The sequence below is a fragment of the Paenarthrobacter sp. 10L420 genome (assembly GCF_056395385.1).
This window is the reverse complement of sequence record NZ_JBFTJK010000002.1, coordinates 260,672-286,167: the sequence shown is the minus strand read 5'-3', so window position 1 is coordinate 286,167 and position 25,496 is coordinate 260,672. Positions and strand designations below refer to the sequence as shown.

The window sequence follows — 25,496 nt, the reverse complement described above, 5'->3', positions numbered from 1 at the left end:
CTCGAAGCATGTTGATCGTCACCTCCAATGAGATACCCGGCCACCGAATCGACGCCGTCTTCGGCGAAGTCATGGGCCTCACTGTCCGTTCCCGCGATATTGGCTCCCAGATGCTGGCCGGTTTCCGCTCCCTCGGTGGCGGCGAGCTGCCTGAAATGACCAGGGCACTCTACGAAAGCCGTCAGGAAGTCATGGCCCGGATGGTCAACGAGGCCCAGCAGCGCGGCGCCAACGCAATTGTCGCCATGCGCTTCGACACCTCCGAAATGGGGACCAACTGGACTGAAGTCTGCGCCTATGGCACGGCGGTCTATGTGCTTCCACTCGGCGAGGGCGAACCCGGCGCCACCGGGCAGTCCGTTTACTTGACCAAGACAGCATCCCCGCAACCTGGGCAAGCGCAGCAGGCACAGGAGCAGGGTCAGCAACAGCCAGCGCAGCCGACTCACCCTGCGCCGCAGGCACCCCCGCACCAGTTCTGACCTACTTCCCTTCGCGCCACGGGTCCCGCCCTTGTACGCTCCACTCGCACTTTTACGGTGAGTAGACCGGACGAGGGCGCGATTCGTCGTACCCGGAGGTGAATTCCTGTTGCTGGCCTAGGTTTCGGACGGCGATGTTGACCGTGGTGGGTGACCCGGCACAGGTGGGGCCTTGGATTGGTATGTATGTCCGGTGGGTGTGTTGACTTCGAGTTCATGTCTGCCGCCGGGGATTGGTTTTGCGTTCCAGCCGGGGTTTTCTTTGGTGTGGTTGCATGCTTCGCAGAGTCCCGCGCCGTTGGACAGGCTCGTGGCGCCGCCGTAGTGCCAGGGAACCACGTGGTCGAAGTGGCGGATGGGCGCGTCGCAGTAAGGGGTGCGGCAGGTGTCGTCGCGGGTTTCGATGAAGCGGCGCATTCCGGGTGGGAAGAGTCGGGCTTTGGAGTCCATGGCCAGCAGTTCACCACTGGCTGGTGCTGTGTATAGACGGCGAAGCAAGACCCTAAGGTCCTCGCGGTCCGTGCGTTTCGTACCCGAGTTGGCCTGCCCGGATTTCGCTTGGTTGTCGGTCCCGGCCTTTCCCACAACCCAGGCCTCGCCGCTGGTTCCGGTCTGACGATTGATTCGCGACTCCCCGTCCGTCCCGCCGTCCACTAGTTCGCCGTCTGCCTGGTTGCTGCCTCCGGCAACGAGCGTTCTGGCCCATTCGGCGGGGACGATTCCGTAGCCCTGGAGCCGTGCTGGTTCGCTGTCGCCTTGGAACAGGGTGCGGTCGGTCATGACGAGCTGCACATCAATGCCGCTGATGCCGCCGGGTGTGCCGGTGAGGCGTTCGGTCAGGGTGTCGGCCATGACCTGGCCCCGGGTCCGGATGTCCCCGCCGGAGCGGGCGGAGTCCGCGTGCCGGGTGAGCGCGGCGTAGGCGGCGACGCCTTGGGCGACGGGGAGCAGGGCGGTGAGGATGGTCATGGTGTCCGGGGCAGGGCGGAGGCTGACGTGCCGTTCGGACGCGGCATGGGCTGCGCGTTGGGTCACCGAGCGGGGGTCCCGCCGGTAGGCGGCGGCCCGTGCGGCAGCGATGATGGTTTTGTCTCCGGCGCCGTCGAACGTGCCAGTGTCGGGCGCGAGTTCCTCATCCACAGCTGCCCGGTCTTCGACGGACAGGCACGCGGTTTCCTTCACGAGCAGAGTGGCCCGCCATTCGTTCAATTGCCCGGTTTCCAGGGCGGCCATGGTGCGCGGCATTTCCGACACCAGCGCCTTGGCCAGTCCAAGGAGCCGGGACCCCTTGTTGGGTGATTCACGCCGGGCGAGGGCGATCTGCGCACCCACACCCTGTCCCTGCTCAGAGGCCGGAACGCCCACCTCCGCTTGGGTTTGGCGCTGGGCGAGATCGAACGCCACAGCGATTCTGGCCTGCAAACCAGCTATGGCGGACTTCATATCTTCGAGCGCACGTAACTGATCGATGAGATCCCTGCTCACCACGCTGGCCGGAACGGGAGGGATGAACCGAGCAGGAACAACTGGCCGCGCGACTTCTGTCATCGTTTGCCTTCCCGGTTCTTGTCCATACACACACTCTTCCAGGAGGCACCGACATTATTAGCTCGCCCCGGATTGGGTTGCCGGGCAATGAGAACTGATATTTTCGACATCCGCTCAGGTTAATATTGCGCAGAGTGCAAACTTGCACTTAGTGTAAGTATGTGACCCCAGACAGTATTGAACCGATCACCGCGGAAGTCAGCGAGCCCGCCGGCCCCTCGCGGCGCGAACTCAACAAGGCAGCAACTCGGGCCTCCATTGCTACCGCGGCACTGGACCTTCTACGCAGCAACGGCCCCGGCAATTTCACGGTGGAGGACATCACCGCGAGTGCAGGCGTTTCCCGACGGACCTTCTTCAACTACTTCGCGAGCCTCGAGGCTGCCCTCGCGTCCGTGGCCGACGGCTTCATGGATCGCGCCCTTGAGCAATTCCGGTTGAGGCCAGCCGAGGAATCGATCCTCGAATCCGCACAGGCCGCGCTGGTGGCCCTCGCTGACCCCATGTCTGTAGCACCTATGGCCGAACTTTTCAGCCTCACCCAGGAGAACCGCTCCCTCGCCCGTTCCGAACTCGAAGCATGGGAACACTGCACGGGGCAGATTATCGACGCCGCCCGCAGCAGACTTGGACCAGACACCAGCGAGCTCTACTTGCATGCCCTTGCCGGATCCGTCATCTCATGCGGCAAGGCGGCCATGACAGTCTGGTTCGCCGAGCGAGGCCCTGACCTATCGCCCGATTCGCTTGAGGTTCTTCGCCAGCACCTCATCGACGCCATGGGCCTCCTGGGAGCCGGATTCGCGCCGTCGTCGGAAGTCACCCCGCAAGCGGCGTCAGCCGCGAACGCATCATTCCACTCCACCTCCACAGATCGGTTCTGACATGGCCTCGTTCCTCTACCGCCTGGGCAAGTTTTCTTATCGCCGCCGCTGGCTGGTCATCTCGCTGTGGCTGGCAGTCCTGGTGGCCGTGGGAGGTTCGGCCGCAGCCTTCCACGGCACCATGTCCAATAACTTCAGCATCCCCGGCACCGAAACGCAGAGAATGGCCGACAAGCTCAAAGAAGCCCTCCCCGATGCGTCCGGCGGCTCGGCGAGCGTGGCCTTCGACGCCGGAGACTCTGGTTTCGACCAAGCCAAGAAGGACGCCGTAGCCACTGCGCTCAACAAGCTCGAAGCCATGCCGGACGTGCAAGGGACGGTGAATCCGTTCACCACCCAGGACCAGTTGGACAAGGCCGCCGGCGAGATTGCTGCTGGTGAAGCGAAGGCCGCAGAAGGCAAGACGCAGTTGGACGCCGCCCGCGCCCAACTGGAAGCCGGCGAAGCCCAGCTTGCGGGAGCGGAACAGCAGATGGCAGCCTCAGGCCTTACACCTGCACAAATCGAGGCCCAACTCGCGCCGCAGCACGCCGAACTAACCGCCAACAAAGCAAAGCTCGACGCCGGTGCCAAGGAAGCAGCGGACGGAGCCGCCGCGTTGGCCCTGGGAAAGCGCCAGCTGGAGGCCTCCCAGGGGATGCGCTTTGTGTCCAGCGACAACAAGGCCGCCATCGCCCAGGTCCAATTCAAGACCTCCATCAACGCTGTTGATCCCGCCGTCCGCAAGCAAGTTCAGGAGATCGTTCAGGGCGTATCCTCCGCGGGTGTCACAGCATATGCCAGCAAGGAAATCACCGAGGACGTCTCGCAGATCTTCGGAGTCGCGGAGATCGTCGGTGTCGCCGTGGCAGCTCTCGTTCTGATCCTTATGCTGGGCACACTCATCGCCGCAGGCCTGCCCCTCGTCATGGCACTGATTGGCGTGGCTGTGGGCGTGGGCGGAACATTCGCGCTAACTGGGGTCATCACCATGAGCTCCATCTCCCCGATGCTTGCCCTGATGCTTGGCCTTGCAGTCGGCATCGACTACTCCCTGTTCATCGTCAACCGCCACCGCAACCAGCTTCTGGCCGGGATGGACGGCGAGGAATCTGCTGCACTCGCCACCGGCACGTCTGGAAACGCCGTGCTGTTCGCTGGCCTCACCGTCATCATCGCGCTGGCGGCCCTAGTGGTCCCGGGGCTGCCCTTCCTGGCTGTGATGGGTGTTGCCGCCGCAGCGACAGTTGCCGTCGCCGTCGTCGTGGCTTTGACGCTGACCCCCGCCATCCTCGCCTTGATCGGTCGCAGACTGATTTCCAAGCGCGCATGGGCGAAGGCCGCCAGGCACAATGCCGAGCCGGGCCACGAAGCCGCGGACCGGGCCTTGGAAGAGAAGCGCAGCAGCAGTGGCTGGGGCGGCTTGGTCACACGGCATCCCTGGGTTTCCCTCGTGGCCAGCGTCGTGCTGTTGGGCGCACTGGCGCTTCCGGCTTCCCAGCTGCGTTTGGCACTTCCCGACGGCGGATCCGAGCCGGTCGATTCGCAAGCCTTCAAAGCCTACGACCTCACGCGCAACAGCTTTGGCGAAGGCGTCACGGGGCCGATCGTCGTCGTCGCCGGGTTCCCGGAAGGCCTCAGCGAAACGGATGCCAAGAACAAGCAGTTTGACGTCGCGGATCAGCTGCGCAGCGTGGAGAACGTCACGGCCGCGGTGCCGGTGGCACTGAGCGATGATCGCCAGACAGCCGTCTTCCAGGTCATTCCCAAAGAAGGACCAGCAAGCGCCAGCACAGTCCAGGTAGTTTCCGACGTCCGCGCCAAGGGCACCCAAATCCGCCAGGACCTCGATGTCAGCATCGGCCTCACCGGTCAGACGGCCGGCAACATTGACGTTTCCGCCAAGCTCGGGGCTGCCCTCCCGCCGTACCTGGCGATCGTCGTCGGGCTTTCGCTGATCCTGTTGCTGCTGGTCTTCCGCTCGATTGTCGTGCCTCTGCTCGCCACCGGCGGTTTCCTGTTGTCACTGGCTGCCGCATTTGGCGCCGTCGTGGCCGTTTACCAGTGGGGCTGGCTGGGAGCGATTTTCGACGTCGCCAACCCGGGCGCCGTCCTGAGCTTCCTGCCGATCATCCTGATCGGTGTGCTGTTTGGCCTCGCGATGGACTACCAGGTGTTCATCACATCGGGCATGCGTGAATCCTTCATGCACGGTGAGAACGCCAAACACGCTGTTCGCACTGGCTTCAGCCACGCCGCGGCAGTGGTCACGGCGGCCGCGATCATCATGGTCAGTGTGTTCTCGGGCTTCATCTTCAGCCACCTGACCATGGTCCGGCCGTTGGGCTTCGCGATGGCGTTCGGTGTGCTGATTGATGCGTTCGTTGTCCGCATGACCATCGTTCCCGCCGTCATGTACCTGCTCGGCGAGAAGGCGTGGTGGTTGCCAAAGTGGCTGCAGCGCGTCCTGCCGGATGTGGACGTCGAAGGCGCCAAACTGAACCGCACCGACCTTCCGAAGACCGGCTCCGAGGCACTCGTCCACTAACCCTCTCTCACATCCCCCAGGCGATCTGACCGACGTTCTCTCACATCCACCGGCGATCTAACCGACGTTCTGTCACATCCCCCAGAAAGCCCGACGTCGGCACTCAACTTGGGTGCCGACGTCGGGCATTTCTGCGTGCATTGTTGGCAGGTGCCCGCGTCACGGGATCAGGTCGTGCCTGGCCTCGAGCTGAACCAGAGCATTGATTACCTCGGCCGCACTGTGGCGAGTGAGGGTTGGCGGCGGCACATCGTCGGGCCAGTTCTGCCCGCGGGAAACCCAGCCGGTTCTTAGTCCCGCCGCGCGGCCACCCGAGATATCGGCGATCGGGTGATCTCCAACCATCCAGCCATCCGTCACATCGCCACCCAATTCATGAGCCGCCAATCGAAAAATTTCAGCATCAGGCTTCTTCACACCAGCTGCCTCTGAAATCACGACGCAATCCACGTACGGTTCGAGTCCAAGGTGTTCGATCTTCAGCGTCTGCTGCGCTGTGCTTCCATTCGTGACGATGCCGATGCTCCAGCCGGCCTCCCGTGCTTCGCCAAGAGCCGTGGCCGTACGCGGATCCATTCCCATCAGGCCGACATGTTCGAAGAGCAAGGCGTCCACCAGGGCTTCGACCCCATGGTCCATGCAAAATCGATCCTTGATGGCAAGCGCCAGGGATTCCCTCAGCTCATAACCATCCAGGTCCGCAGCAATGAGCCACGCTGCATCAGAATCGGCCCTCCCAAGCGAGCGGACGAAATTGGATGCCCAGCAACCAAAAGCAGAGGTCCTGTCGACCAAGGTGTTGTCCAAGTCCACGAGCATCAGCATTCGCCCAGCCTAGGCGACGTGACAGAACATCCCCCGGAAACGGGCAGGACGTGCGAGAACGTCCGCCGGAAACGGGCAGGAAGTGCGAGAAGATCGCCCGGAAACGGGCAGGACGTGAGAGAACATCGTATTAGGCTGGGACGGTGACCCGATTGATCCTTGCCTCGCAGTCCCCTGCCCGCACCAAGTTACTGACGGAAGCGGGGATCCAGCATGACGTCCTGGTTTCAGACGTGGACGAGGACGCGGTGCAGGCGCATTACGGCGTGACGGATGCGCATGACACCGCGCTGCTGCTGGCCCGGGCAAAGGCTGAAGCGGTCGCCGCACTCCCCGAAGCAGAGGGTGCCCTGGTGATCGGCTGCGATTCGGTTTTCGAGTTCGACGGCGAGTCCCACGGCAAGCCCTACACCGCGGAGGTCGCCCGGGAGCGGATGCTGCGCATGAGCGGATCCAAGGGCGTGCTCCACACCGGTCACTGGCTGGTGGACTGCCGGGACACCGCCGCGGACGTAGACGACGACGGAACTGAGGAAACAGACGGCTCGGGAGCAACAGTCGGCGCCGTGTCCAGCGCCGAGGTTCATTTCGCAGAGATGAGCACCAACGACATCGACGCCTACATCGCCACCGGAGAACCACTGCACTGCGCCGGCTCGTTCACCATCGACGGCCTGGGCGGCGCCTTTATCCGCAAGGTGGACGGTGACCCGCACGCCGTCGTCGGGCTTTCCATCTCCACCCTCCGGGACCTGCTGGTCCATGCGAATGTGGGCATCACGGAGCTGTGGGACGCGAAGAGCCAGTAGAAGCGATTTGTAGCAACCCTACAAAGGAACCTCTCCTCACACACGGAATCCCCCATCAATATGGGCGGAACCCTCACAATCACGCTAGGCTCCTCAAGGACAGAAGGAGTCAACAACTTGTCAGCTAACCCGGCGCAGCCCATTTCCAGCCCTCTTACCAAGGTCTTGATTGCCAACCGCGGCGAAATCGCGGTCCGCATCATCCGTGCCGCCCGGGACGAAGGCATCGCCTCCGTAGCCGTCTACGCAGACCCGGACCGTGACGCCCTCCATGTCCGCCTCGCCGACGAAGCGTATGCCCTTGGCGGCAACACTGCAGCTGAGTCCTACCTGGTCATGGAGAAAATCATCGACGTCGCCAAGCAGGCCGGCGCCGATGGGATCCACCCCGGGTACGGTTTCCTCGCCGAGAATGCGGAATTCGCCGCCAAAGTGATCGACGCCGGCATCACCTGGATCGGACCCTCCCCCGAGGCGATCTCTGCCTTGGGCGACAAAGTCCAGGCGCGCCACATCGCCGAAAAGGTGGGCGCCCCGCTGGTCCCCGGTACAGCTGATCCCGTGGAGTCCGCGGATGAGATCCTGAAGTTTGCCGAGGAATTCGGCCTGCCCATCGCCATTAAGGCTGCTTTCGGCGGTGGCGGACGCGGCATCAAGGTTGCCCGCACCATGGAAGAGATTCCTGAGCTGTACGAATCCGCAGTCCGTGAGGCGATAGCAGCTTTCGGCCGGGGCGAGTGCTTCATCGAGCGCTTCCTGGACGCCCCGCGCCACGTTGAGACGCAGTGCCTGGCGGACGCTTACGGCAACGTTGTGGTTGTCTCCACCCGCGACTGCTCGCTGCAACGCCGCAACCAGAAACTCGTCGAGGAAGCCCCTGCTCCCTACCTGAGCGAGGAACAGAACAAGCGGCTCTACGAATCTTCCAAGGCGATCCTGAAGGAAGCCAACTACCTCGGTGCGGGTACCTGCGAGTTCCTCGTGGGCCAGGACGGCACCATCTCCTTCCTCGAGGTCAACACCCGACTCCAGGTGGAGCACTGTGTTTCCGAGGAAGTTACGGGCATCGACCTCGTTCGTGAACAGTTCCGCATTGCGCGTGGGGAGGCTCTTGGCTACGAGGACCCCGAGGTCCGCGGCCACTCCTTCGAATTCCGCATCACCGGCGAAGACCCGGGCCGCAACTTCATGCCCGCACCCGGAACGGTCAGCACGTTGAAGAACCCCACGGGCCCCGGCATCCGCGTGGACTCAGGCATTGAGCAGGGCGACGTCATCAGCGGAAACTTCGACTCCATGCTGTCCAAGCTGATCGTCACCGGCGCCACCCGCGAGCAAGCCCTCCAGCGCTCGCGCCGCGCCCTTGAGGAGATGGTGGTGGAAGGCATTCCCACCGTCATCCCCTTCGACCTCTCCGTTGTCACGGACCCCGCCTTCGCACCTGTGGAGGGACCGTTCAGCGTCCACACCCGCTGGATCGAAACCGAATTCGTCAACAACATCCCCGCCTGGACGGCCAGCGGCGCGGGTACGGAAACGCCCGACGCCGGTGAGCGCCAGCGCGTCGTGGTCGAGGTTGGCGGCAAGCGGCTTGAGGTCGTTCTGCCGTCCGGCCTGGGCGCCAGCGTCGCCGCTGTTTCCAGCGGCTCGGGCACCAAGTCGGGCAAGTCCAAGAAGCGTTCCCGCTCGGCAGGGGCCGCAGCGGCTGCCGCCGGTGGGGATGCATTGACCTCGCCGATGCAGGGCACCATCGTCAAGGTCGCAGCTGCCGAAGGCGATGTCGTGGCCGAGGGCGATCTGATCGTTGTCCTGGAAGCCATGAAGATGGAGCAGCCGTTGACCGCACACAAGTCCGGCACTGTTCGGGGCCTGGCAGCCACAGCGGGTGAGACGGTCGCTGCCGGCGCTGTCATCGCCACCATCGAGGACTAAGAACCCAAACTTAACGACGTCGGCCCCGCACTGGAAGGTGCGGGGCCGACGTCGTTAATTCCCAAAGGTCAGGCGACGTTGTTCTCGTAGTCCGTGTCCTTGGTTTCCTTGGAGATGAACAGCGCAATAAGTGTCAGCACAGCCATCGCGCTGAGGTAGACGCCCACCAGGACGGTGCTGCCCTTTCCGACTTCCCACAGCCACACGGCAATGAACGGGGCCACGGCTGCACCCAGGATGCTGGAGACGTTGTAGCTGACAGCCGACCCCGTATACCGGACGTTCGTGGGGAACAGTTCGGGCAGCAGAGCACCCATGGGCCCGAATGTCAGACCCATCAGCGTGAAGCCGATAATCAGCAGCGCCATGGCGCCTGCGAATCCTGCGCCAAAGAGCGGCACGAACAGCAACCCAAAGACGAAGATGCCCGCGGTCACTGCCAGGAGCGTCTTGCGGCGTCCGAACTTTTCTGCGAGCGGGCCCGCCACCAGGGTGAAGATGCCGAAGAACACCACGCCCGCAATGAGCATCCACAGGAACTCGTTCCGCGTGTAGCCAAGGCCAGGAACGAACGCCGCGGCCGCGGCTTCCGACAAAGGCTTTCCGGCCTTCTCAGCCGCAGCCTGCGCCCCCGCCAGCGTCGGTTTCGTGCCGTAAGTCAGCGTGAAGGTGGTCATCAGATAGAAGAGCACGTACGTGGCCAACATGATGAAGGTACCGAGAATGAGTTGACGCCAGCTGCTCTTGAAGACACGGCCAATTGGCAACTTGGCAACCTCATTGGACTCGACCACCTTGGTAAAGGCAGGAGTCTCGATGAGTTTGAGGCGAACGTACAGGCCAATGATCACCATGACGGCGCTGAGCAGGAATGGCACCCGCCAGCCCCAGGCTTCGAACGCTTCCGGGGAAAGGGTGTAGTTGAAGACCAGGAAGATGATGTTGGCCACGATGAACCCGATGGGAGCGCCCAGTTGCGGGAACGTTCCATAAATGGCGCGCTTGTTGGCGGGCGCATTTTCGGTGGCCAGCAGTGCCGCACCACTCCACTCCCCGCCCAGGGCAAGCCCTTGCGCAAAGCGCATGACCACCAGGAGAGCCGGGGCCAGAATGGTCCAGCCGGGAACGGCGGCAGTGGGCAGGCAACCAATCAGGAAGGTTGCAATGCCCATGGTCAGCAGGGACGCAACCAAGGTGCCTTTGCGTCCAAATTTGTCACCAAAGTGTCCAAAGATGATCGAGCCCAGAGGGCGTGCGATGAACGCGACCCCAAACACAGCGAAGGAGCTCAGGAGTTGGGTGGTCTCGTTCAGGCTGGGGAAGAACAACCGGGGGAATACGAGGACAGCCGCCGTGGCGTAGACGTAGAAGTCGTAGAACTCGATCGTCGTGCCAATAAGGCTGGCAACAATCACCCGTCCCCGTGAGTTCACTGGCTTAGTGAACTCACCTTCCTTGGACGTGGCAGTCGAAGACATGTAGTAGCAGCTTTCGTTCACACCGGCCGATGCCCCTGGCGAGCCCGCCCGGCGAAGGATTATTCGAGAGTTCAATAATAGTTCCCGCAGTCCATTGACTGGACAACTAAGTCCACCATGCGGACCGATGGAAAAGTCTCATTCTGTGGTCCGGGCCACAATACCTCACCATTCCCTCACGCGCTGGTGACCCCGCCGATAGGGAAATGTCACAGCACGTTTACAAAGGGCGACGGTCCGCGAAACGCGTGAAACCTACCTTGGAAGAACAACGTCCCCCGAAGGAGGCACTCCGTGACTGTTGACCGCACTGCAGAAGAACTGGCCCCCGCCCAGTCCACTGCTACCGCCGTTCCCACCCTTGAACACCGCCCCGGCCGCTGGATCGCCAACTGGGATGCCGAGGACAAGGGCCAGTGGGAAGCCGAAGGCCGGTCCATCGCCAAGCGCAATCTGTACTGGTCGATCTTCGCCGAATTCCTCGGCTTTGTCGTATGGCAGCTCTGGTCGATCGTTGTCGTCCAGCTCCCCGCAGCAGGTTTCAAGTTCGATACCAACCAGATCTTCTGGCTCATCTCCATCCCCAGCCTCGTAGGCGCCACGCTGCGAATCCCCTACACCTTCATGGTGCCGAAGTTCGGTGGCCGCAACTGGACCATCGTTTCGGCACTGCTCCTCCTGATTCCCGCCAGCGGCCTGGCGATCTGCGTTTCCAACCCGGAAACCCCGTTCGGTGCCATGCTCCTGGTTGCAGCCCTCGCCGGCTTCGGCGGTGGCAACTTCGCCAGCTCGATGGCCAACATCACCTTCTTCTACCCGGCCCGCGAAAAGGGCTGGGCACTGGGACTGAACGCCGCGGGCGGAAACCTTGGTGCCGCCGTCGCGCAGCTTGTGGTTCCCATCGCCATCACCCTGCTCGCAGCTGGAACCGTGAACCTGCCGATGGCCGGCATCATCTGGATCCCGCTGATCCTGATCGCGGCATTCGGTGCCTGGAAGTACATGAACAACCTCACCAGCGCCAAGGGTGATGTGGCTGGATCCGTGGCGGCCCTCAAAGAACCACACCTGTGGATCATGGCCTTCCTGTACATCGGAACATTCGGTTCGTTCATCGGCTTCGCCGGCGTCTTCCCGAAACTGATCAAGGACTACTTCCCCGATTTCTCCTCCATCCACCTCGGTGCAGTGGCCTTGTCCCTGGCATTCCTCGGCCCGCTGGTCGGTTCGCTGGCCCGTCCTTACGGTGGCCGCATGGCAGACCGCATGGGCGGCGCCCGGATGACCATCGTTTCGTTCGCCTCCATGGCTGTCATCACCCTGACCATGATCTGGACCCTGCCACTGAAGAACTTCTGGTTGTTCCTGACCTTGTTCCTGGTGCTCTTCGTGGCGAGCGGCTTCGGTAACGGCGCTACCTACCGAATGATCCCGGTGATCTTCGCGACCTCCAGCCGGGCAGCCCGCTCAGGCGCCCCCAGCGGCTCAACGGCACGGTTGGCATCCTCCTCACTGGGCCTGATCTCGGCGATCGGTGCCTACGGCGGATTCGTGATCCCTCAGGTGCTGAACGCGTCGAGCTCATCAAGCGGCTCCTACACCCCGGCGTTCTACGGATTTGTTGGAGCCTACGTCCTGATGCTCGCCGTCTGCTGGGTCTGCTACATCCGCCCCGCCCAGAAGCGCAACACGATCGGACACATCTAGATGCCCAACGGCGCCGATACCCACTGCCCCTACTGCGCGCTCCAGTGCGCCATGACGCTGACCCCGGCTGCCTCGGCCGCCGGGGCAGCGCCCGCGCCCTCGTCCGACGCAGCACCGGCAAGCCCTGCCACACCTGCAATACCCGGTGAAGTTGCCGTGCCCCTGGAAGTTTCAGGGCGCGACTTCCCCACCAACCGGGGCGGGCTGTGCCGCAAAGGCTGGACATCGGCGTCGTTGTTGCGTCACAACGGCCGCGTCACCGAACCTATGCTCAAAGGATCCGACGGCGTCCACCAGCCAATCTCCTGGGACCAGGCGCTCATGCTGATCACCGCCGCTGTGAAGGACACCCAGAAGCAGTACGGAAACGACGCCGTCGGAGTTTTCGGCGGTGGCGGCCTCACCAACGAGAAGGCATACATGCTGGGCAAGTTCGCCCGGCTGGCATTACGCACCTCACGCATCGATTACAACGGCCGCTTCTGCATGTCCTCGGCGGCAGCGGCAGGCAACCGCGCCTTCGGCGTGGACCGCGGCCTCCCCTTCCCCGTCACTGACCTGGACTCCGCTTCCGTGATCCTCATGCTCGGCTCGAACGTCGCCGAGACCATGCCTCCGTTCGTCCAGCACCTTCAGGGCGCGCGCGACGCCGGCGGGCTGATCGTGGTGGACCCCCGGCGTTCGGCCACGGCGGCTTTCACGGGCGACGGCGGCGGCTTCCATTTGCAGCCAACGCCCGGCACAGACTTGGCCCTCCTTTTGGGCATCAGCCACGTTGTGGTCCACGAAGGCCTGGCCGACACCAGCTACATCGAGGCAAACACCAAGGGCTATGCTTCCGTGGTTCGCAGCCTCAACGCCTTCTGGCCCGAGCGCGTCCAGTCCATCACCGGTGTCCCGGCCACCCTCATCCGTGAGACCGCCCGGCGTCTGGCACAAGGCGCCCGCAACGGCGGCAGCTACATCCTCAGCGGCCGCGGCGTGGAACAGCACGTCGATGGGACGGACACCGCAACCGCTGCCATCAACCTCAGCCTCCTCCTGGGCCTGCCCGGCTCGGCCCGCAGCGGCTACGGCACACTCACCGGCCAAGGCAATGGCCAGGGCGGCCGTGAGCACGGCCAGAAGGCCGACCAGCTCCCCGGCTACCGCAAAATTACCGATCCCGCCGCGCGCGCCCACGTCGCCAAGGTCTGGGGCGTGGACGAGTCGCTGATCCCCGGAGCCGGCCTTCCCGCCGTCGAACTCCTCAAGTCACTCGGAAAGCCCGACGGCGTCCGTTGCCTCTTCGTGCACGGCGCCAACGTGGTGGTTTCGGCGCCGGACACCAACGCGGTAACCAAAGGACTCCGCAGCCTGGACTTCCTGGTGGTCTGCGACTTCTTCATGTCCGAGACCGCAGCCGAGGCCGATCTGGTCCTGCCCGTGACGCAGTGGGCCGAGGAAGAAGGGACGCTGACCAACCTTGAAGGACGCGTCATCCGGCGTCGCAAGGCAATCACTCCTCCCCCGGGCGTCCGCAGCGAATTGTGGCTGATGGCACGGCTCGCGGAAATGCTCGAGGCTCCCTCCACGTTCAGCGATGACCCCGAGACAGTGTTTGAAGAACTCAGGCTTGCCTCCGCCGGTGGACTGGCTGACTACTCCGGCATCGACTACGCCATGTTGGATCGTGGCGAAGCTGCCTACTGGCCCTATCCAGTGGGCAGCCAGGGAACGCCGCGCCTCTTCACTGATGGGTTCGCGCATGCTGATGGCCGGGCCGTAATGGTTCCGGTTTCCCCTTCCAAGCGGGCTGTACGTTCGTTTGCGGACGACTCCCTGGCCCTCGCCACTGGCCGCCTCCTTGAGCACTACCAGTCCGGCGCCCAGACCCGCCGCGTGAGCGAGCTGCTGGCGTCCCAACCTCAGGCTAAGCTCCTGATCCACCCTGGCACGGCCGCAGCGCGTGGCATTGCCGACGGCGATTACGCCACCGTGACCAATCAGCGCGGTGAGGTCCTCTGCCGGGCGGAACTCAGCAACTCGGTCCGCCCTGACACTGTCTTCCTCCCGTTCCACTTCCCGGGCCAGGAAAACGCCAACCGCCTCACGGAGGCGGTCACCGATCCCATCTCCGGCATGCCGGAATTCAAGACCAGCCGGGTATGGGTCCGGCGGGCAGCGTCCACCACAGTTTCAGCGGCTCCAGTCGCTGTGCCTGCCGGATCCGGGCTGCCCTTGCACGCCAAGGAGGCATCATGAGCGAGCGCATTGTTGTTGTTGGATTCGGCCCGGTTGCTGCGCGACTGGTGGACGAGCTGCTTCCCGCGGTCCGCACAGGACTCGTGCAACTGCTGGTGGTCGGCCAGGAAGCTGAGGCCGCATACAACCGCGTCATGGTGGCCGAACTCGGCGTCGGACGGACCACTCCTGAGGCCCTGGCCATGGCTGATGCTGCTGAACTGGAGGCCGACGGCGTCGACGTGCGGTTGGGCGTCAAGGTCAAGAGGATTGACCGCGCACGCCAGCACGTGATTCTCTCCGACGGCACCAACGAACACTACGACCGCCTGGTGTTTGCCACCGGTTCCCGGCCGGTCATTCCCAACCTCACCGGTTTGAACCCTGATCCGGCGGGACCCGTTCTTCCGGCGGGTGTCACTGCCCTGCGCGATCTTCGTGATGCTGCGGTACTCCGTGAAGCTGTCGCTGGCGGCAAACGCGTGGTGGTCCTGGGCGGTGGCGTGCTTGGCCTGGAAACTGCCCTCGCCGCCGCGGAGGAAGGCGCGCAGGCAACGGTGGTCCACAACGGGCCCTTCCCCTTGGGGCGGAGCATTGACCGCGGCAGCGGATCCGTCCTCACCAGCAGCCTCCGCGCCGGCGGCGTTCGGATGGCCGGCAACGCGAGGTCTACAGGTGTGGAAACCGCTGGACCCGGCGGATCTTTCTCGGCTCTCCTGCTGGAGGACGGATCGGCGATCGACGGCGACCTGCTGGTCCTCTCCTGCGGCGTCCGCCCGAGGATCGAACTGGCCGAGGGTTGTGGCCTTCCTGTTGCGGTCGGAATTCTGGTGGACCACCATCTCCGGACCTACCACGAGCCACACATGTTCGCGATCGGCGATTGTGCCGAGGTCCGCTGCCCTGACGCTTCCTGCCTCGATTGCCGGACCGCCACAGGCCCCTCCGGTTTGGTAGGCCCCGGCTGGCGTCAGGCTGAATGGCTGGCTGAATATCTCGTGGTCCTGGCACAAGACGGCCAGGAAGCCGCGGATGCGCTGGAAGCCCTGGCCACGGAAAAGCCCGGCGTCGTGGTTCTAAAAGCACGGGGCATCAACCTTGCCGTTGCCGGCGACAACCAAGCCGATCCATGGGACGAAGAGCTTCTGGAAGCCGGGGCCACTGCTGGCCGGGCACGCCGCCAGATCTCCCAGTGGGCCGATCCCGAGCACGGCCGCTACGTCAAGATGACAACGCGCGGCGGAGTGCTGGAGGGTTTGGTGGCTGTAGGCATGCCCAGGACTGCTGCTGAACTGGTGGTCCTTTTCGAACGTTCCTCAGAGCTGCCCGCGGACCGTTCCCTGCTGCTTCGCCTGGACGGCCCGGACCAGTTGGGTTCCGGCGCTCCCAGCAACGATCCCCAGCGCACAGTGTGCCGCTGTGCAGGCGTCAGCGCGGCAAGCATTGAGGACTCCGTATTGGAAGGTTGCAGCACTGTTGGCGAGGTCTCCAAGGCCACCCGCGCCGGAACAGGGTGCGGCGGATGCCACGAGGACATCAAGGGGCTCATCGAGAAGCACTTCCAAGCGGCTGCCGCCTGAGTGGTAGTTCGCCCGGTTCGCGGGAAAGCTGCGGGTTCGTGGGAAGTTTCCCTGCGTGCTCGCACGCTTCCCGCATATTCGTTGCCGGGGCTTCTAGACTTTCGGGGTGAAGATCTCCGAACCCGCGCCCGGCGTCCACTTTGTTGAAGGACCTGCGTCCAACTGGGTCATTCTCCGGGATGCCCCGGCCTCCGCGGACAGGCCTGCCTTCCTGCTGATCGACGGCGGATATCCTGCCGACCGGGACCTGGTCCTCGAGTCCATCCGCCAACTGGGGCTGGATCCCGCCAATACCAAAGCCATGCTCATCACCCATGGCCATGTGGACCACACGGGCTCCGCGGCGTACTTCTCGCGGACGTTCGGCACGCCCATCCTGTGTTCCCCGGAGGAACTTGCCCACGTTCAGGGCAAGGAGAAGCACCAGGTCACGTTCGGCCAGGTGATTATCCGGGCGTGGCGGCCACGTGTTTTCCGCTGGTTGCTCCATGTCATCAAAGCGAAAGCCCTCCAGGCGGAGCCCGCAATCCGCGCCGAGCCGTGGGACGAGAACAGGCTCCGGAGCCTGCCCGGCCAGCCGGAAGCCATCCTCTTGCCCGGTCACACCCCAGGCAATGTTGCTCTACTGATCCCCGGGGCGCAGGCCATCGCCGTAGGTGACACATTTGCCAGTGGCCACCCGATCAGCACAAAATCCGGGCCCCAGATGCTGCACCGGATGTACCACTCGAATCCGGAGACCGCCCTCGCAGCGGCACGCTCATTGAGCAGTGTCCAAGCCAACGTGATCCTGCCGGGCCACGGTCCTGCGTTGCACCTGCCACTCGCCGAAGCCATCGCGAGCCTCCAAACGTAGGAAACAGAAACGCCCGTTTCGATGGCTCGCTGCGCATTCGACGTCCAACCATCGAATCCGCAGCAAGCCATCGAAACGGGCGCCACAGGAGCAAAAACTACATGTGCACGTGCAAGCGCCGGGCTGCCTCCGAGATGGACCCAGTCAGTGACGGGTACACCGTGAAAGCACTGGCGACGTCGTCAACGTGCAGCTTCTGCGTCACGGCCACGGAGATCGGGAAGATGAGTTCGGAAGCGTTCGGTCCCACCACCACGCCCCCAATCACGGTGCCGGATCCCTTGCGGGCGATGATCTTGACGAAGCCATCCTTGGTGTTGCGCATCTTGGCGCGGGCATTGCTCAGCAGCGAGAGCATCACGACGTCGCCCTGGTACTTGCCGGAGGCGAGATCGGCCTCGGAAACACCCACGGAGGCGATTTCCGGGGACGTGAAGATGTTCGACGCCACCTGGTTGAGCTTGAGCGGCTTCACGCCATCACCCATGAAGTGTGCAACCGCGATGCGGCCCTGCATGGCGGCCACGGACGCCAGCGCGAACACTCCCGTGCAGTCGCCGGCTGCGTAAATGTTGGGGGCAGTGGTGCGCGAGACACCATCCACCTTGATGTGCCCGGACTCCGTCAAGGTCACCCCTGCTTCCTCAAGCCCGATTCCGGCCGTGTTGGGGATGGAACCAACACACACGAGGCAGTGGGAGCCCGTGACTACAGATCCGTCACCCAGGGTGACCTTCACGCCGTCGTCCGTCCGCTCAACCGCGTTGGCACGCGACCGGGACAACACGCGCACGCCGCGGCGCTCGAACACGCCTTCCAGCAGTTTGGCGGCGTCCGTGTCCTCACCGGGGAGGACCTGGTCGCGGCTGGAAATCAGGGTGACCTTGGAGCCGAGGCCGTTGTAGGCGGAGGCGAATTCGGCGCCGGTGACACCCGAGCCCACCACGATCAGTTCCTCAGGGAGCTCGTCCAGGTTGTAGATCTGGGCCCAGTTGAGGATGCGTTCGCCGTCGGGCTTGGCAGTGGGGAGCTCGCGAGGGTGCGCGCCCACCGCCAGGAGGATGGCATCGGCGTCGATGGTGCGGACGCCTTCAAGGGTCAGGACCTCAATCGTGTTGTTGTCCAGCAATTTGCCGGAACCGATCACGATCTCCACGCCGAGGCGCTCCAGCCCCGCGCGGATGTCGTGGGACTGTCCACGGGCCAGCTCCAGGACGCGGTTGTTGATGTGCTTCAGGTCGGCGCGGGGCTTGGAGCCGCCGCCGTCGCCGTCGAACTTGACGCCCAACTCGTCCGCCTCACCAACGCGGGTCATGAGATCGGCGGTGGCAATAAGGGTTTTGGAAGGCACGACGTCGGTCAGCACGGCGGAGCCGCCAAGGCCTGCCCGCTCGATGATGGTGACTTTTGCGCCAAGGGAAGCGGCCACCATGGCGGCTTCATATCCTCCGGGACCACCTCCCAGAATCGCGATACGGGGGGAACTGAAGTCAACTTGGGTGGTCACAATCCTCAATTCTCGCTCATTGCAGCGCAGGCTGCCAGTCAGCCAAGCCTCACCCACGGGTGTCGAAAAGGCGTCCCTACCAAATTGCCGCACACGCAAGGTAGCTTGTACCAGTGAGTAACACTGAGCTGATGAACACAGACCCTTTCGAAGCTGCCCGGGCCGCCGCGGACTTCATTGCCGCAGAGACCGGCGTTGAGTCCCACGACGTTGCCTTGGTACTCGGTTCCGGTTGGGCCGAAGCTGCGGATCTCATTGGTGAAACTACGGCCACGCTGAATGCCTCCGAGGTTCCCGGCTTCCACCAACCTTCAGTTGTGGGCCATGTGGGAACCATTCGCTCCGTCCTGACCAAGGAAGGCAAGCGCGCCCTGGTCCTCGGAGCCAGGACGCACTACTACGAAGGCAAGGGTGTCCGCTCCGTCGTCCACGGCGTTCGCACCGCCGCAGCCGCAGGTTGCAAGACGCTGGTCCTCACCAATGGCTGCGGTGGCCTTAATGAGGATTGGACCCCGGGCACGCCTGTACTCATCAGCGACCACATCAACCTGACCGCCACGTCCCCGCTTGAGGGCGCAACGTTCGTGGACCTCACGGACCTCTACTCCTCACGTGTCCGGCAACTGGCCCGCGAAGTTGATCCGTCACTGCAGGAAGGTGTCTACGCCCAGTTCAGCGGTCCTCACTACGAGACACCGGCCGAGGTCCAGTACGCCAAGCGCATCGGAGCGGACCTCGTGGGAATGTCTACGGCGTTGGAAGCCATCGCCGGACGCCATGCAGGCATGGAGGTCTTCGGCATCTCGCTGGTCACCAACCTCGCCGCGGGTATCAGCCCGGTTCCGCTGAGCCACGCCGAAGTCCTCGAGGCCGGCCAAGCGGCAGGCAAGCGTATCTCCAAACTGCTTGCGGAAATCATCGCGAAGCTCTGAAGGCCAACCTCTAACAATCCCCTCCATTACCGCCAGTAGGCCTCCATCGTCTGTGTGACTTGAACCATTTCAAAAGTAAACACACAGCAAATTCTCAGATTAAATCTGATTTATAACGAAACAATTGATTCCGTCGCGGAGTTGTGGCACGCGCACGCGTTGAGAAATGTAAGCGCTTGCACACAGATGTCTGACAATCCGTTTTGGCCTCTGAAACGTGCTTTGATTTGTCCCGCGAAGCCCGTCTAGCGTGGGAGTCGTTCCGGTAAGTCGACGTGCCGGAGCCGCCGCGGCGAGAACCCTGCAAGGGGTTCGCCGCACCTCGAAACGATGGCGTCCCTCGAAGACGCCATCAGCGGATCGAGCGGACGCTGTAGTAGCGAGCCCCCTCCCGGGGGATCAGGGCATGCGCCCCACTCCACGAAGTCCAACACTCCGCGAGAAGAGCAAGCATGAACACGCACTCAACCCTTCAACGGCCGCGCCGCCGTCTGCGACAGGCAGCCGCCCTCGCAGCCGCAGCCAGCGTGGCCGGAAGCATCCTGCTGGTGACGCCGGCTGCGCAGGCCAACCTGCCGGCTGACCCGCCGTCGAGCACCATGCCGGCACCCACGCCCGGCTTCCCACTGCCCTCCGTCCACACGCAGGAGGCGTACGACCCCGCCGCCGACTTCACGTCCAAATGGACCCGTGCGGACGCCAAGCAGATCATGGCACAGAGCAACACCAACGTTGCTCCGGGCCAGAACTCCATGAGCCCCGACGTCACCATGCCGGAAATCCCCAAGGACTTCCCCGCCATGAACGACGACGTCTGGGTTTGGGACACCTGGTCCCTGACGGACGAGAACGCGAACCAGATCAGCTACAAGGGCTGGGACGTCATCTTCTCCCTGGTAGCTGACCGGCACGCCGGCTACGGCTTCGACCAGCGCCACTGGAACGCCCGGATCGGGTACTTCTTCCGCAAGACCAACGCTGATCCTGCCAAGGACAAGTGGAACTACGGCGGACACCTGTTCCTGGACAACACGTCCATCGGCAACACGGAATGGTCCGGCTCCACGCGCCTCATGCAGGGCAACAAGATCAACGTCTTCTACACGGCCACCACGTTCTACGACGTTGCTGAGCGCAACGCAGGCGGCGGCGGCATCGCTCCGGATGCTGTCATTGCGAAGGCACTGGGCAACATCCACGCCAACCAGGACGGCGTGACCTTCGATGGCTTCGAGCACACCAAGCTGCTGGAGCCGGACGGAAAGATGTACCAGAACAAGGCCCAGAACCCGGGCTTCGCTTTCCGTGACCCGTACACCTTCGCGGACCCCGCCCACCCGGGCAAGACCTTCATGGTCTTCGAAGGCAACACCGGCGGCACGCGCGGCGATTACAAGTGCAAGCAGGAAGACCTCGGCTACCAAGCGGGCGATCCCCACGCCGAGAGCCTGAACCAGGTCAACACCACCACAGGTGCCTGGTACCAGACCGCCAACGTGGGCCTGGCTGTGGCCGACAACAAGGACCTCACCAAGTGGAGCTTCCTGCCCCCGATCCTGTCCGCCAACTGCGTCAACGACCAAACTGAGCGTCCGCAGATCTTCATCCAGAACGAAAACGGCAAGAACAAGTACTACCTGTTCACCATCAGCCACCAGTTCACCTACGCCGATGGCATGCGTGGCCCGGACGGCGTCTACGGCTTCGTCGGCAACGGCGTTCGCTCGGACTTCCAGCCGGTGAACAACAGCGGCCTGGCCCTGGGCTCCCCCACGGACCTGAACATGCCGGCCAACGCGCCGGAGGGTCCGGACCCCCGCCAGAATGGTCGTCAGTTCCAGGCTTACTCGCACTACGTACAGCCCGGTGGCCTCGTCCAGTCGTTTATCGACAACGTGGGCGGCGTCCGCGGCGGCTCCCTGTCCCCCACCGTGAAGATGAACTTCCAGGGTGGCGTGACGCAGGTTGACCGCAGCTTCGGCAAGAACGGCCTTGGTCCGTTCGGCTACCTGCCCACCAACGTCCGCGTTGGCGGCGAAGGACTCTACAAGTAGGCCGCAACACCCCCGGCCGTTAGGCCACGGCAGGGGTGCAGGCTCCACAAGGGCCGGCACCCCTGCCACTCCCCAACCCCAGGATCTCTCCCCATGACTTACCCCAATCCCCGCCTGTCCCGCCGTAACCTGCTGGCCGCAAGTGCCGCCGTCGTGGTCGCCTTTTCTGCTGCCGCCTGCACTGCTCCTGCACCGGAAAGCCCCGGCCTGGCAACGGAAAGCCCGACGTCGGCCCCCATCCCGGGCGGCCACCGGCCATCCGTTTCGGATCCGTGGCGGCCCGCAGCCCACCTGACGGCTGAAAAGAACTGGCTCAACGATCCCAACGGCCTCGTCTACCACGACGGGACCTACCACGCCTTCTACCAGTACAACCCGCGCGGGAACTCGTGGGGCAACATGTCCTGGGGCCACTCCACCAGCACGGACCTGGTGCACTGGGAACAGCAGCCTGTTGCCATGGAGGCGAGCCCGCAGGAGGAAATCTTCTCCGGTTCGATCGTGATGGATAAGAACAACGCGTCCGGACTGGGATCTGCGCAGAACCCGCCCATGGTTGCCCTCTACACCAGTGCCTACGGAAAGAACGGCGTGCTCCCACAAGGTGCGCAGGCGCAATCCGTAGCCTTCAGCCTGGACAACGGCAGCACCTGGCAGAAGTACAAGGGCAACCCTGTCCTGAACCTGGCGCCCACCAACAACAACTTCCGCGACCCCAAGATCACCTGGTACGAACCCGGCCGATACTGGGTGATGACCACTGTCGTGGCGGACGCGCAGGTAGTGAAGATGTTCAAATCCACGGACCTTCTCCACTGGGACTTCCTCAGTGACTTCTCCGGGGTCGGCGCCCAGGGCGGACTCTGGGAAGTGCCGGAACTTGTCCAGATGGACGTAGAGGAGTCCACCGCGAAGAAGTGGGTCATGCTGCTGAGCATCAACCCCGGCGGCATCGCGGGTGGCTCGGGCATGCAGTACTTCGTGGGCGAATTCGACGGCACCCGTTTCACGGCCGAAAACGCCGCGCCCGCCGATGCTCCGCTCACCGAGTCCCAGTGGTTGGACCATGGCGCCGACTACTACGCGGCAAACTCCATCTCCGGAGCGCCCGGCGGCAAGCCAGTACTCCTTGGCTGGATGGGCAATTGGGATTACGCCCAACACGTTCCCACCACGCCGTGGCGCGGGTCCATGGCAATCCCCCGCGAACTCACCCTGGTCCGGGGCCAGAAGCGGCTCGAACTGCGATCGGCCATTGCCGGCGTGGCGCGGGAAGCACTCGAACACTCAGGTGAGATGAAGAGCAAAAACCTCACCGTCGGCGCTGATCCGCAAGATCTTGGCGCCGATTTCGCGAGTCGTACGCAGCTCATTGACCTCGAAATGGACCTTACCTCTGCGCGCGAAGCAGGAATTCTCCTTCGTCGATCCGCTGACGGCAGCGCTAACCTCCGTATCTCCTACAACAAGGAAAAGCGCACGGTAAGGGTTGACCGTTCCAAGGCCGGGACCAGCAACTTCTCCGAGAAATTCAGCCCTTATCACGAGGTTGCCCTGCCCTCCTCCGCCAGCGACAGCAAGGTCCACCTGCGCATCCTCCTGGATTCCTCATCCGTGGAGGTCTTCGCCCAGGATGGGGCGGCAGTTATTTCGGACACCTTCTTCCCCGGCTGGGACAACACGGGATCTTCTGTGTTCAGCATGGATGGGAACACGGACTTCACCGTCCGATCCCGCGCCCTCTAAAGCAACGCGGGGTCAGATACGGCCCATTGCGACTGGATTTATGGGCCATATCTGACCCCGCGTTGCCTTTGACGTGGGCAATGAGGATAGTTTTGTCCCTATGACATCAAGCGATGCCGCCCTTAACCAGCTGCTCACCGACGCCCGCGAATGGGCTTCCCACGATCCGGACCCCACGACGTCGGCCGCTCTCCTTGAGCTCACCGACCTCGCCAGCGGCGGTGACGCAGGAGCAGTCCAGGAATTGGGCGACAGCTTTAGCGGCACCCTGCAGTTTGGCACCGCGGGCCTTCGAGCGGCTCTCGGCCCAGGCCCCAACCGGATGAACAGGGTGGTGGTCCGCCGGGCAGCGGCTGGCTTGGCTGCATTCCTGACCGAAGCGGTGTCCGCAGCTGCTCCGGGTACCCGGCCGCGCGCCGTCGTCGGCTTTGACGCCAGGTATAACTCGGACATCTTCGCGGAAGAGACGGCTGCCATCTTCACAGCGGCGGGGATCGAAACCTTCCTCATGCCGGCAGCACTCCCGACGCCGTTGCTCGCCTATGCGGTCAGGGCGCTGGATTGCGATGGCGGCGTGATGGTCACTGCGAGCCACAATCCCCCGCAGGACAACGGCTACAAGGTTTATCTTGGCCGGCACGCCGTGACTGAGAGCGGCAGGGGTTCACAGATCGTGGCCCCGTACGATGCTCAGATTGCGGAAAAGATTGAGGCCGTGGGCACCCTGGAGTCTATCGAGTTGGCCGCGGCTGGCTGGACCGTACTTCCCGGCTCAATCGCCACGGACTACCAAGCGGCGATGGCAGGTCTGGTGGATGCAGAGCACTTCCCCTCGCGGGACCTGAAGATCGTCCTCACCCCCATGCATGGCGTGGGTGGTGAAACAGCCGTATCGGTGCTGAATGCAGCAGGCTTCACGGACGTCACCCTCGTCGCTGAGCAGGCCGAACCTGACCCCGACTTCCCCACGGTCGCGTTTCCCAACCCGGAAGAACCAGGCGCCTTGGACCTGGCGCTTGCGGCTGCAGCAGACTTGGGTGCCGACATCGTCCTGGCCAACGATCCCGACGCCGATCGGGCTGCAGTTGCTGCTGTTGACCCCGCAACGGGAGCCTGGCGGATGTTGCGCGGGGATGAAGTTGGTGCGCTGCTGGGCGCTCATATCGTTGCGCGCATGGCTGCCGGTGCCGGCGAAGAACCACGGGCAGGCGTCTTTGCCAACTCGATAGTGTCCTCACGGCTGTTGTCGCGCATTGCGGCTGCGGCGGGGTATGCCCATGAGGAAACACTCACGGGCTTCAAGTGGATTTCGCGGGTCCCGGGACTCACCTACGGGTACGAGGAAGCGCTGGGATACTGTGTGGCCCCGGATCTGGTCCGGGACAAGGATGGCATCTCAGCGGCAGTTCTGATCGCGGAATTGGCGGCAACCGCCAAGGCCGAGGGCAAGACGATCTTCGACACCCTGGATGAGCTGTACCTGGTGCATGGGCTTCATGCGAGTGACCAGTTGAGCATCCGGGTGGCTGACCTGGGGCTCCTGGACGCCATGATGAACCGCTTGCGGGTCAACCCGCCGGAAGCGTTCGGAGGCTCCGCCGTCGAGATTTTCACCGATCTTGCCGAAGGCAGCGAAACCTTGCCGCCCACGGACGGGCTTTTGTACCTCACGCGGGACCAGAGCCGCGTGATCATCCGGCCCAGCGGCACGGAACCAAAGCTCAAGTGCTATCTGGAGGTCATCCAGGCTGTGGAGTCGGCGGCAGAGCTCCCCGCTGCACGCCAAGCAGCGCGGACATCCCTGGACGATGTCCTTCGGGATGTCCGCGAAGCGTTGGGCTTGTAGCCGCCGGAGTGTGGCGGGTTCTTAGAGTTCGACCTCGATGTAGCCATCCACAAGGCGGGTGGCAAAGGTTGCGAGCTTGAGGTCCGGATCGGTGAAGCACTCACCGGTTTCGAGGTCGTAAACCTCTTTGTGCAGCGGCGACGCAATGGTCGGCCGGCTGCCGCGGGACCCGATAATGCCGCGGGCCATGACGTTGGCCAGGGTGGCCGGGTCCTGCTGTGCGACGGCGAAGACTTCGCCGGCTGCGATGCGGAACAACGCTACCTGCCGGCCCTCGATGAGTGCCGCTTCGCCCCAGGCCACTTCGAGTTCGTCCACCGGGCACACACGGTGCCATTCGCCAACGGCGGCAGTAGTCAGTTCGTCGGCACGGTCCAGAATTACGGTCATTTCAGCCCCTCTCACTGTGTCCGGGCGCTGGCAATTTCCACCTTCACTCCCCCGGACCGGGCCACGCTTGCGGCCACTCTTCAAAGCTAGGGCGCGGGTGTTTCATCGGGGGTCCGCATTTGTGTCCGGTGCGTAAAAGAGACCTCACACCCCGCGAAATGCGTTCGTGA

18 protein-coding genes are annotated in these 25,496 nt (G+C 63.6%); 13 read left to right on the top strand and 5 right to left on the bottom strand.

Features of this window, described 5'->3' with window-relative positions; all coding sequences use genetic code 11:
• Positions 1 to 8 precede the first annotated feature (8 nt).
• Positions 9 to 482, top strand: coding sequence for a YbjQ family protein (locus AC1DD5_RS06475; RefSeq protein ID WP_477520908.1), 474 nt, complete (start codon positions 9 to 11; stop codon positions 480 to 482).
• Between the two features lie 117 nt (positions 483 to 599).
• Here AC1DD5_RS06475 and AC1DD5_RS06470 read toward each other — a convergent pair whose 3' ends face one another.
• Positions 600 to 2,030 (bottom strand): HNH endonuclease, encoded by a 1,431-nt coding sequence (locus tag AC1DD5_RS06470; RefSeq protein ID WP_477520907.1) that lies wholly within the window; start codon positions 2,028 to 2,030, stop codon positions 600 to 602.
• 161 nt (positions 2,031 to 2,191) lie between these two features.
• Here AC1DD5_RS06470 and AC1DD5_RS06465 point away from each other — a divergent pair, with 161 nt between their 5' ends.
• Together AC1DD5_RS06465 and AC1DD5_RS06460 are read left to right on the top strand one after the other, a co-directional pair.
• Positions 2,192 to 2,914, top strand: coding sequence for a TetR/AcrR family transcriptional regulator (locus tag AC1DD5_RS06465; RefSeq protein WP_477520906.1), 723 nt, complete (start codon positions 2,192 to 2,194; stop codon positions 2,912 to 2,914).
• 1 nt (position 2,915) lies between these two features.
• Positions 2,916 to 5,441 carry an MMPL family transporter gene (locus AC1DD5_RS06460; protein WP_477520905.1) on the top strand — a complete coding sequence of 842 codons (2,526 nt, stop codon included), beginning with the start codon at positions 2,916 to 2,918 and terminating at the stop codon, positions 5,439 to 5,441.
• A 159-nt stretch (positions 5,442 to 5,600) separates the two neighbouring features.
• On the opposite strand, the gene AC1DD5_RS06455 is transcribed toward AC1DD5_RS06460, so the two are convergent.
• Entirely contained in the window at positions 5,601 to 6,266 is a 666-nt protein-coding gene (locus AC1DD5_RS06455) for an HAD family hydrolase (protein WP_477520904.1), read from the bottom strand.
• 143 nt (positions 6,267 to 6,409) lie between these two features.
• Between AC1DD5_RS06455 and AC1DD5_RS06450 the strand changes: the two genes are divergently transcribed.
• On the top strand, positions 6,410 to 7,075 hold the full coding sequence (locus AC1DD5_RS06450) for a Maf family protein (RefSeq protein ID WP_477518779.1): 666 nt from the start codon (positions 6,410 to 6,412) through the stop codon (positions 7,073 to 7,075).
• A gap of 60 nt (positions 7,076 to 7,135) precedes the next feature.
• The gene (locus tag AC1DD5_RS06445) at positions 7,136 to 9,007 is read left to right on the top strand and encodes an acetyl/propionyl/methylcrotonyl-CoA carboxylase subunit alpha (RefSeq protein WP_477520903.1); all 1,872 of its coding nucleotides are present in this window, start codon (positions 7,136 to 7,138) and stop codon (positions 9,005 to 9,007) included.
• 68 nt (positions 9,008 to 9,075) lie between these two features.
• On the opposite strand, the gene AC1DD5_RS06440 is transcribed toward AC1DD5_RS06445, so the two are convergent.
• The gene (locus AC1DD5_RS06440) at positions 9,076 to 10,485 is read right to left on the bottom strand and encodes an MFS transporter (protein ID WP_477520902.1); all 1,410 of its coding nucleotides are present in this window, start codon (positions 10,483 to 10,485) and stop codon (positions 9,076 to 9,078) included.
• 294 nt (positions 10,486 to 10,779) lie between these two features.
• Between AC1DD5_RS06440 and AC1DD5_RS06435 the strand changes: the two genes are divergently transcribed.
• The 4 genes from AC1DD5_RS06435 to AC1DD5_RS06420 all read left to right on the top strand — a co-directional run bounded on the left by AC1DD5_RS06435 (position 10,780) and on the right by AC1DD5_RS06420 (position 16,851).
• Positions 10,780 to 12,192: an MFS transporter gene (locus AC1DD5_RS06435; protein WP_477520901.1), complete on the top strand. Its 1,413-nt coding sequence runs from the start codon at positions 10,780 to 10,782 to the stop codon at positions 12,190 to 12,192.
• Complete coding sequence (locus tag AC1DD5_RS06430) at positions 12,193 to 14,436, top strand: molybdopterin oxidoreductase family protein (protein WP_442016814.1); 2,244 nt, start codon at positions 12,193 to 12,195, stop codon at positions 14,434 to 14,436.
• Positions 14,433 to 15,995, top strand: a complete 1,563-nt coding sequence (locus AC1DD5_RS06425) for an FAD-dependent oxidoreductase (protein ID WP_477520900.1) — start codon at positions 14,433 to 14,435, stop codon at positions 15,993 to 15,995. The genes AC1DD5_RS06430 and AC1DD5_RS06425 overlap by 4 nt, the downstream gene beginning before the upstream one ends.
• A 106-nt stretch (positions 15,996 to 16,101) precedes the next feature.
• Positions 16,102 to 16,851 (top strand): MBL fold metallo-hydrolase, encoded by a 750-nt coding sequence (locus AC1DD5_RS06420; RefSeq protein ID WP_477520899.1) that lies wholly within the window; start codon positions 16,102 to 16,104, stop codon positions 16,849 to 16,851.
• Between the two features lie 97 nt (positions 16,852 to 16,948).
• Here the strand turns inward: AC1DD5_RS06420 and AC1DD5_RS06415 are convergent, their stop codons facing one another.
• Complete coding sequence (locus tag AC1DD5_RS06415) at positions 16,949 to 18,358, bottom strand: NAD(P)H-quinone dehydrogenase (protein WP_477519734.1); 1,410 nt, start codon at positions 18,356 to 18,358, stop codon at positions 16,949 to 16,951.
• A gap of 131 nt (positions 18,359 to 18,489) precedes the next feature.
• Between AC1DD5_RS06415 and AC1DD5_RS06410 the strand changes: the two genes are divergently transcribed.
• From AC1DD5_RS06410 to AC1DD5_RS06395, 4 genes are all read left to right on the top strand, one after another.
• Positions 18,490 to 19,290, top strand: coding sequence for a purine-nucleoside phosphorylase (locus AC1DD5_RS06410; protein WP_442016810.1), 801 nt, complete (start codon positions 18,490 to 18,492; stop codon positions 19,288 to 19,290).
• 452 nt (positions 19,291 to 19,742) lie between these two features.
• Positions 19,743 to 21,344 carry a glycoside hydrolase family 68 protein gene (locus AC1DD5_RS06405; protein WP_442006260.1) on the top strand — a complete coding sequence of 534 codons (1,602 nt, stop codon included), beginning with the start codon at positions 19,743 to 19,745 and terminating at the stop codon, positions 21,342 to 21,344.
• Between the two features lie 93 nt (positions 21,345 to 21,437).
• A complete protein-coding gene (locus AC1DD5_RS06400; protein ID WP_477520898.1) occupies positions 21,438 to 23,090 on the top strand; it encodes a glycoside hydrolase family 32 protein in 1,653 nt (550 codons plus the stop codon).
• Positions 23,091 to 23,190: 100 nt separating this feature from the next.
• Positions 23,191 to 24,936 carry a phospho-sugar mutase gene (locus AC1DD5_RS06395; protein ID WP_477520897.1) on the top strand — a complete coding sequence of 582 codons (1,746 nt, stop codon included), beginning with the start codon at positions 23,191 to 23,193 and terminating at the stop codon, positions 24,934 to 24,936.
• Positions 24,937 to 24,957: 21 nt separating this feature from the next.
• Here the strand turns inward: AC1DD5_RS06395 and nirD are convergent, their stop codons facing one another.
• Positions 24,958 to 25,326 (bottom strand): nitrite reductase small subunit NirD, encoded by a 369-nt coding sequence (gene nirD, locus AC1DD5_RS06390; protein ID WP_477520896.1) that lies wholly within the window; start codon positions 25,324 to 25,326, stop codon positions 24,958 to 24,960.
• Positions 25,327 to 25,496 lie beyond the last annotated feature (170 nt).

What these genes read in the sequence shown, in the direction of transcription:
- AC1DD5_RS06475 (WP_477520908.1), top strand. Translation starts at nt 9, where the DNA reads ATGTTGATCGTCACCTCCAATGAGATACCCGGCCACCGAATCGACGCC.
- AC1DD5_RS06470 (WP_477520907.1), bottom strand. Translation starts at nt 2,030, where the DNA reads ATGACAGAAGTCGCGCGGCCAGTTGTTCCTGCTCGGTTCATCCCTCCC.
- AC1DD5_RS06460 (WP_477520905.1), top strand. Translation starts at nt 2,916, where the DNA reads ATGGCCTCGTTCCTCTACCGCCTGGGCAAGTTTTCTTATCGCCGCCGC.
- AC1DD5_RS06455 (WP_477520904.1), bottom strand. Translation starts at nt 6,266, where the DNA reads ATGCTGATGCTCGTGGACTTGGACAACACCTTGGTCGACAGGACCTCT.
- AC1DD5_RS06445 (WP_477520903.1), top strand. Translation starts at nt 7,136, where the DNA reads ATGGGCGGAACCCTCACAATCACGCTAGGCTCCTCAAGGACAGAAGGA.
- AC1DD5_RS06440 (WP_477520902.1), bottom strand. Translation starts at nt 10,485, where the DNA reads ATGTCTTCGACTGCCACGTCCAAGGAAGGTGAGTTCACTAAGCCAGTG.
- AC1DD5_RS06430 (WP_442016814.1), top strand. Translation starts at nt 12,193, where the DNA reads ATGCCCAACGGCGCCGATACCCACTGCCCCTACTGCGCGCTCCAGTGC.
- AC1DD5_RS06425 (WP_477520900.1), top strand. Translation starts at nt 14,433, where the DNA reads ATGAGCGAGCGCATTGTTGTTGTTGGATTCGGCCCGGTTGCTGCGCGA.
- AC1DD5_RS06410 (WP_442016810.1), top strand. Translation starts at nt 18,490, where the DNA reads ATGAACACAGACCCTTTCGAAGCTGCCCGGGCCGCCGCGGACTTCATT.
- AC1DD5_RS06405 (WP_442006260.1), top strand. Translation starts at nt 19,743, where the DNA reads ATGAACACGCACTCAACCCTTCAACGGCCGCGCCGCCGTCTGCGACAG.
- AC1DD5_RS06400 (WP_477520898.1), top strand. Translation starts at nt 21,438, where the DNA reads ATGACTTACCCCAATCCCCGCCTGTCCCGCCGTAACCTGCTGGCCGCA.
- AC1DD5_RS06395 (WP_477520897.1), top strand. Translation starts at nt 23,191, where the DNA reads ATGACATCAAGCGATGCCGCCCTTAACCAGCTGCTCACCGACGCCCGC.
- nirD (WP_477520896.1), bottom strand. Translation starts at nt 25,326, where the DNA reads ATGACCGTAATTCTGGACCGTGCCGACGAACTGACTACTGCCGCCGTT.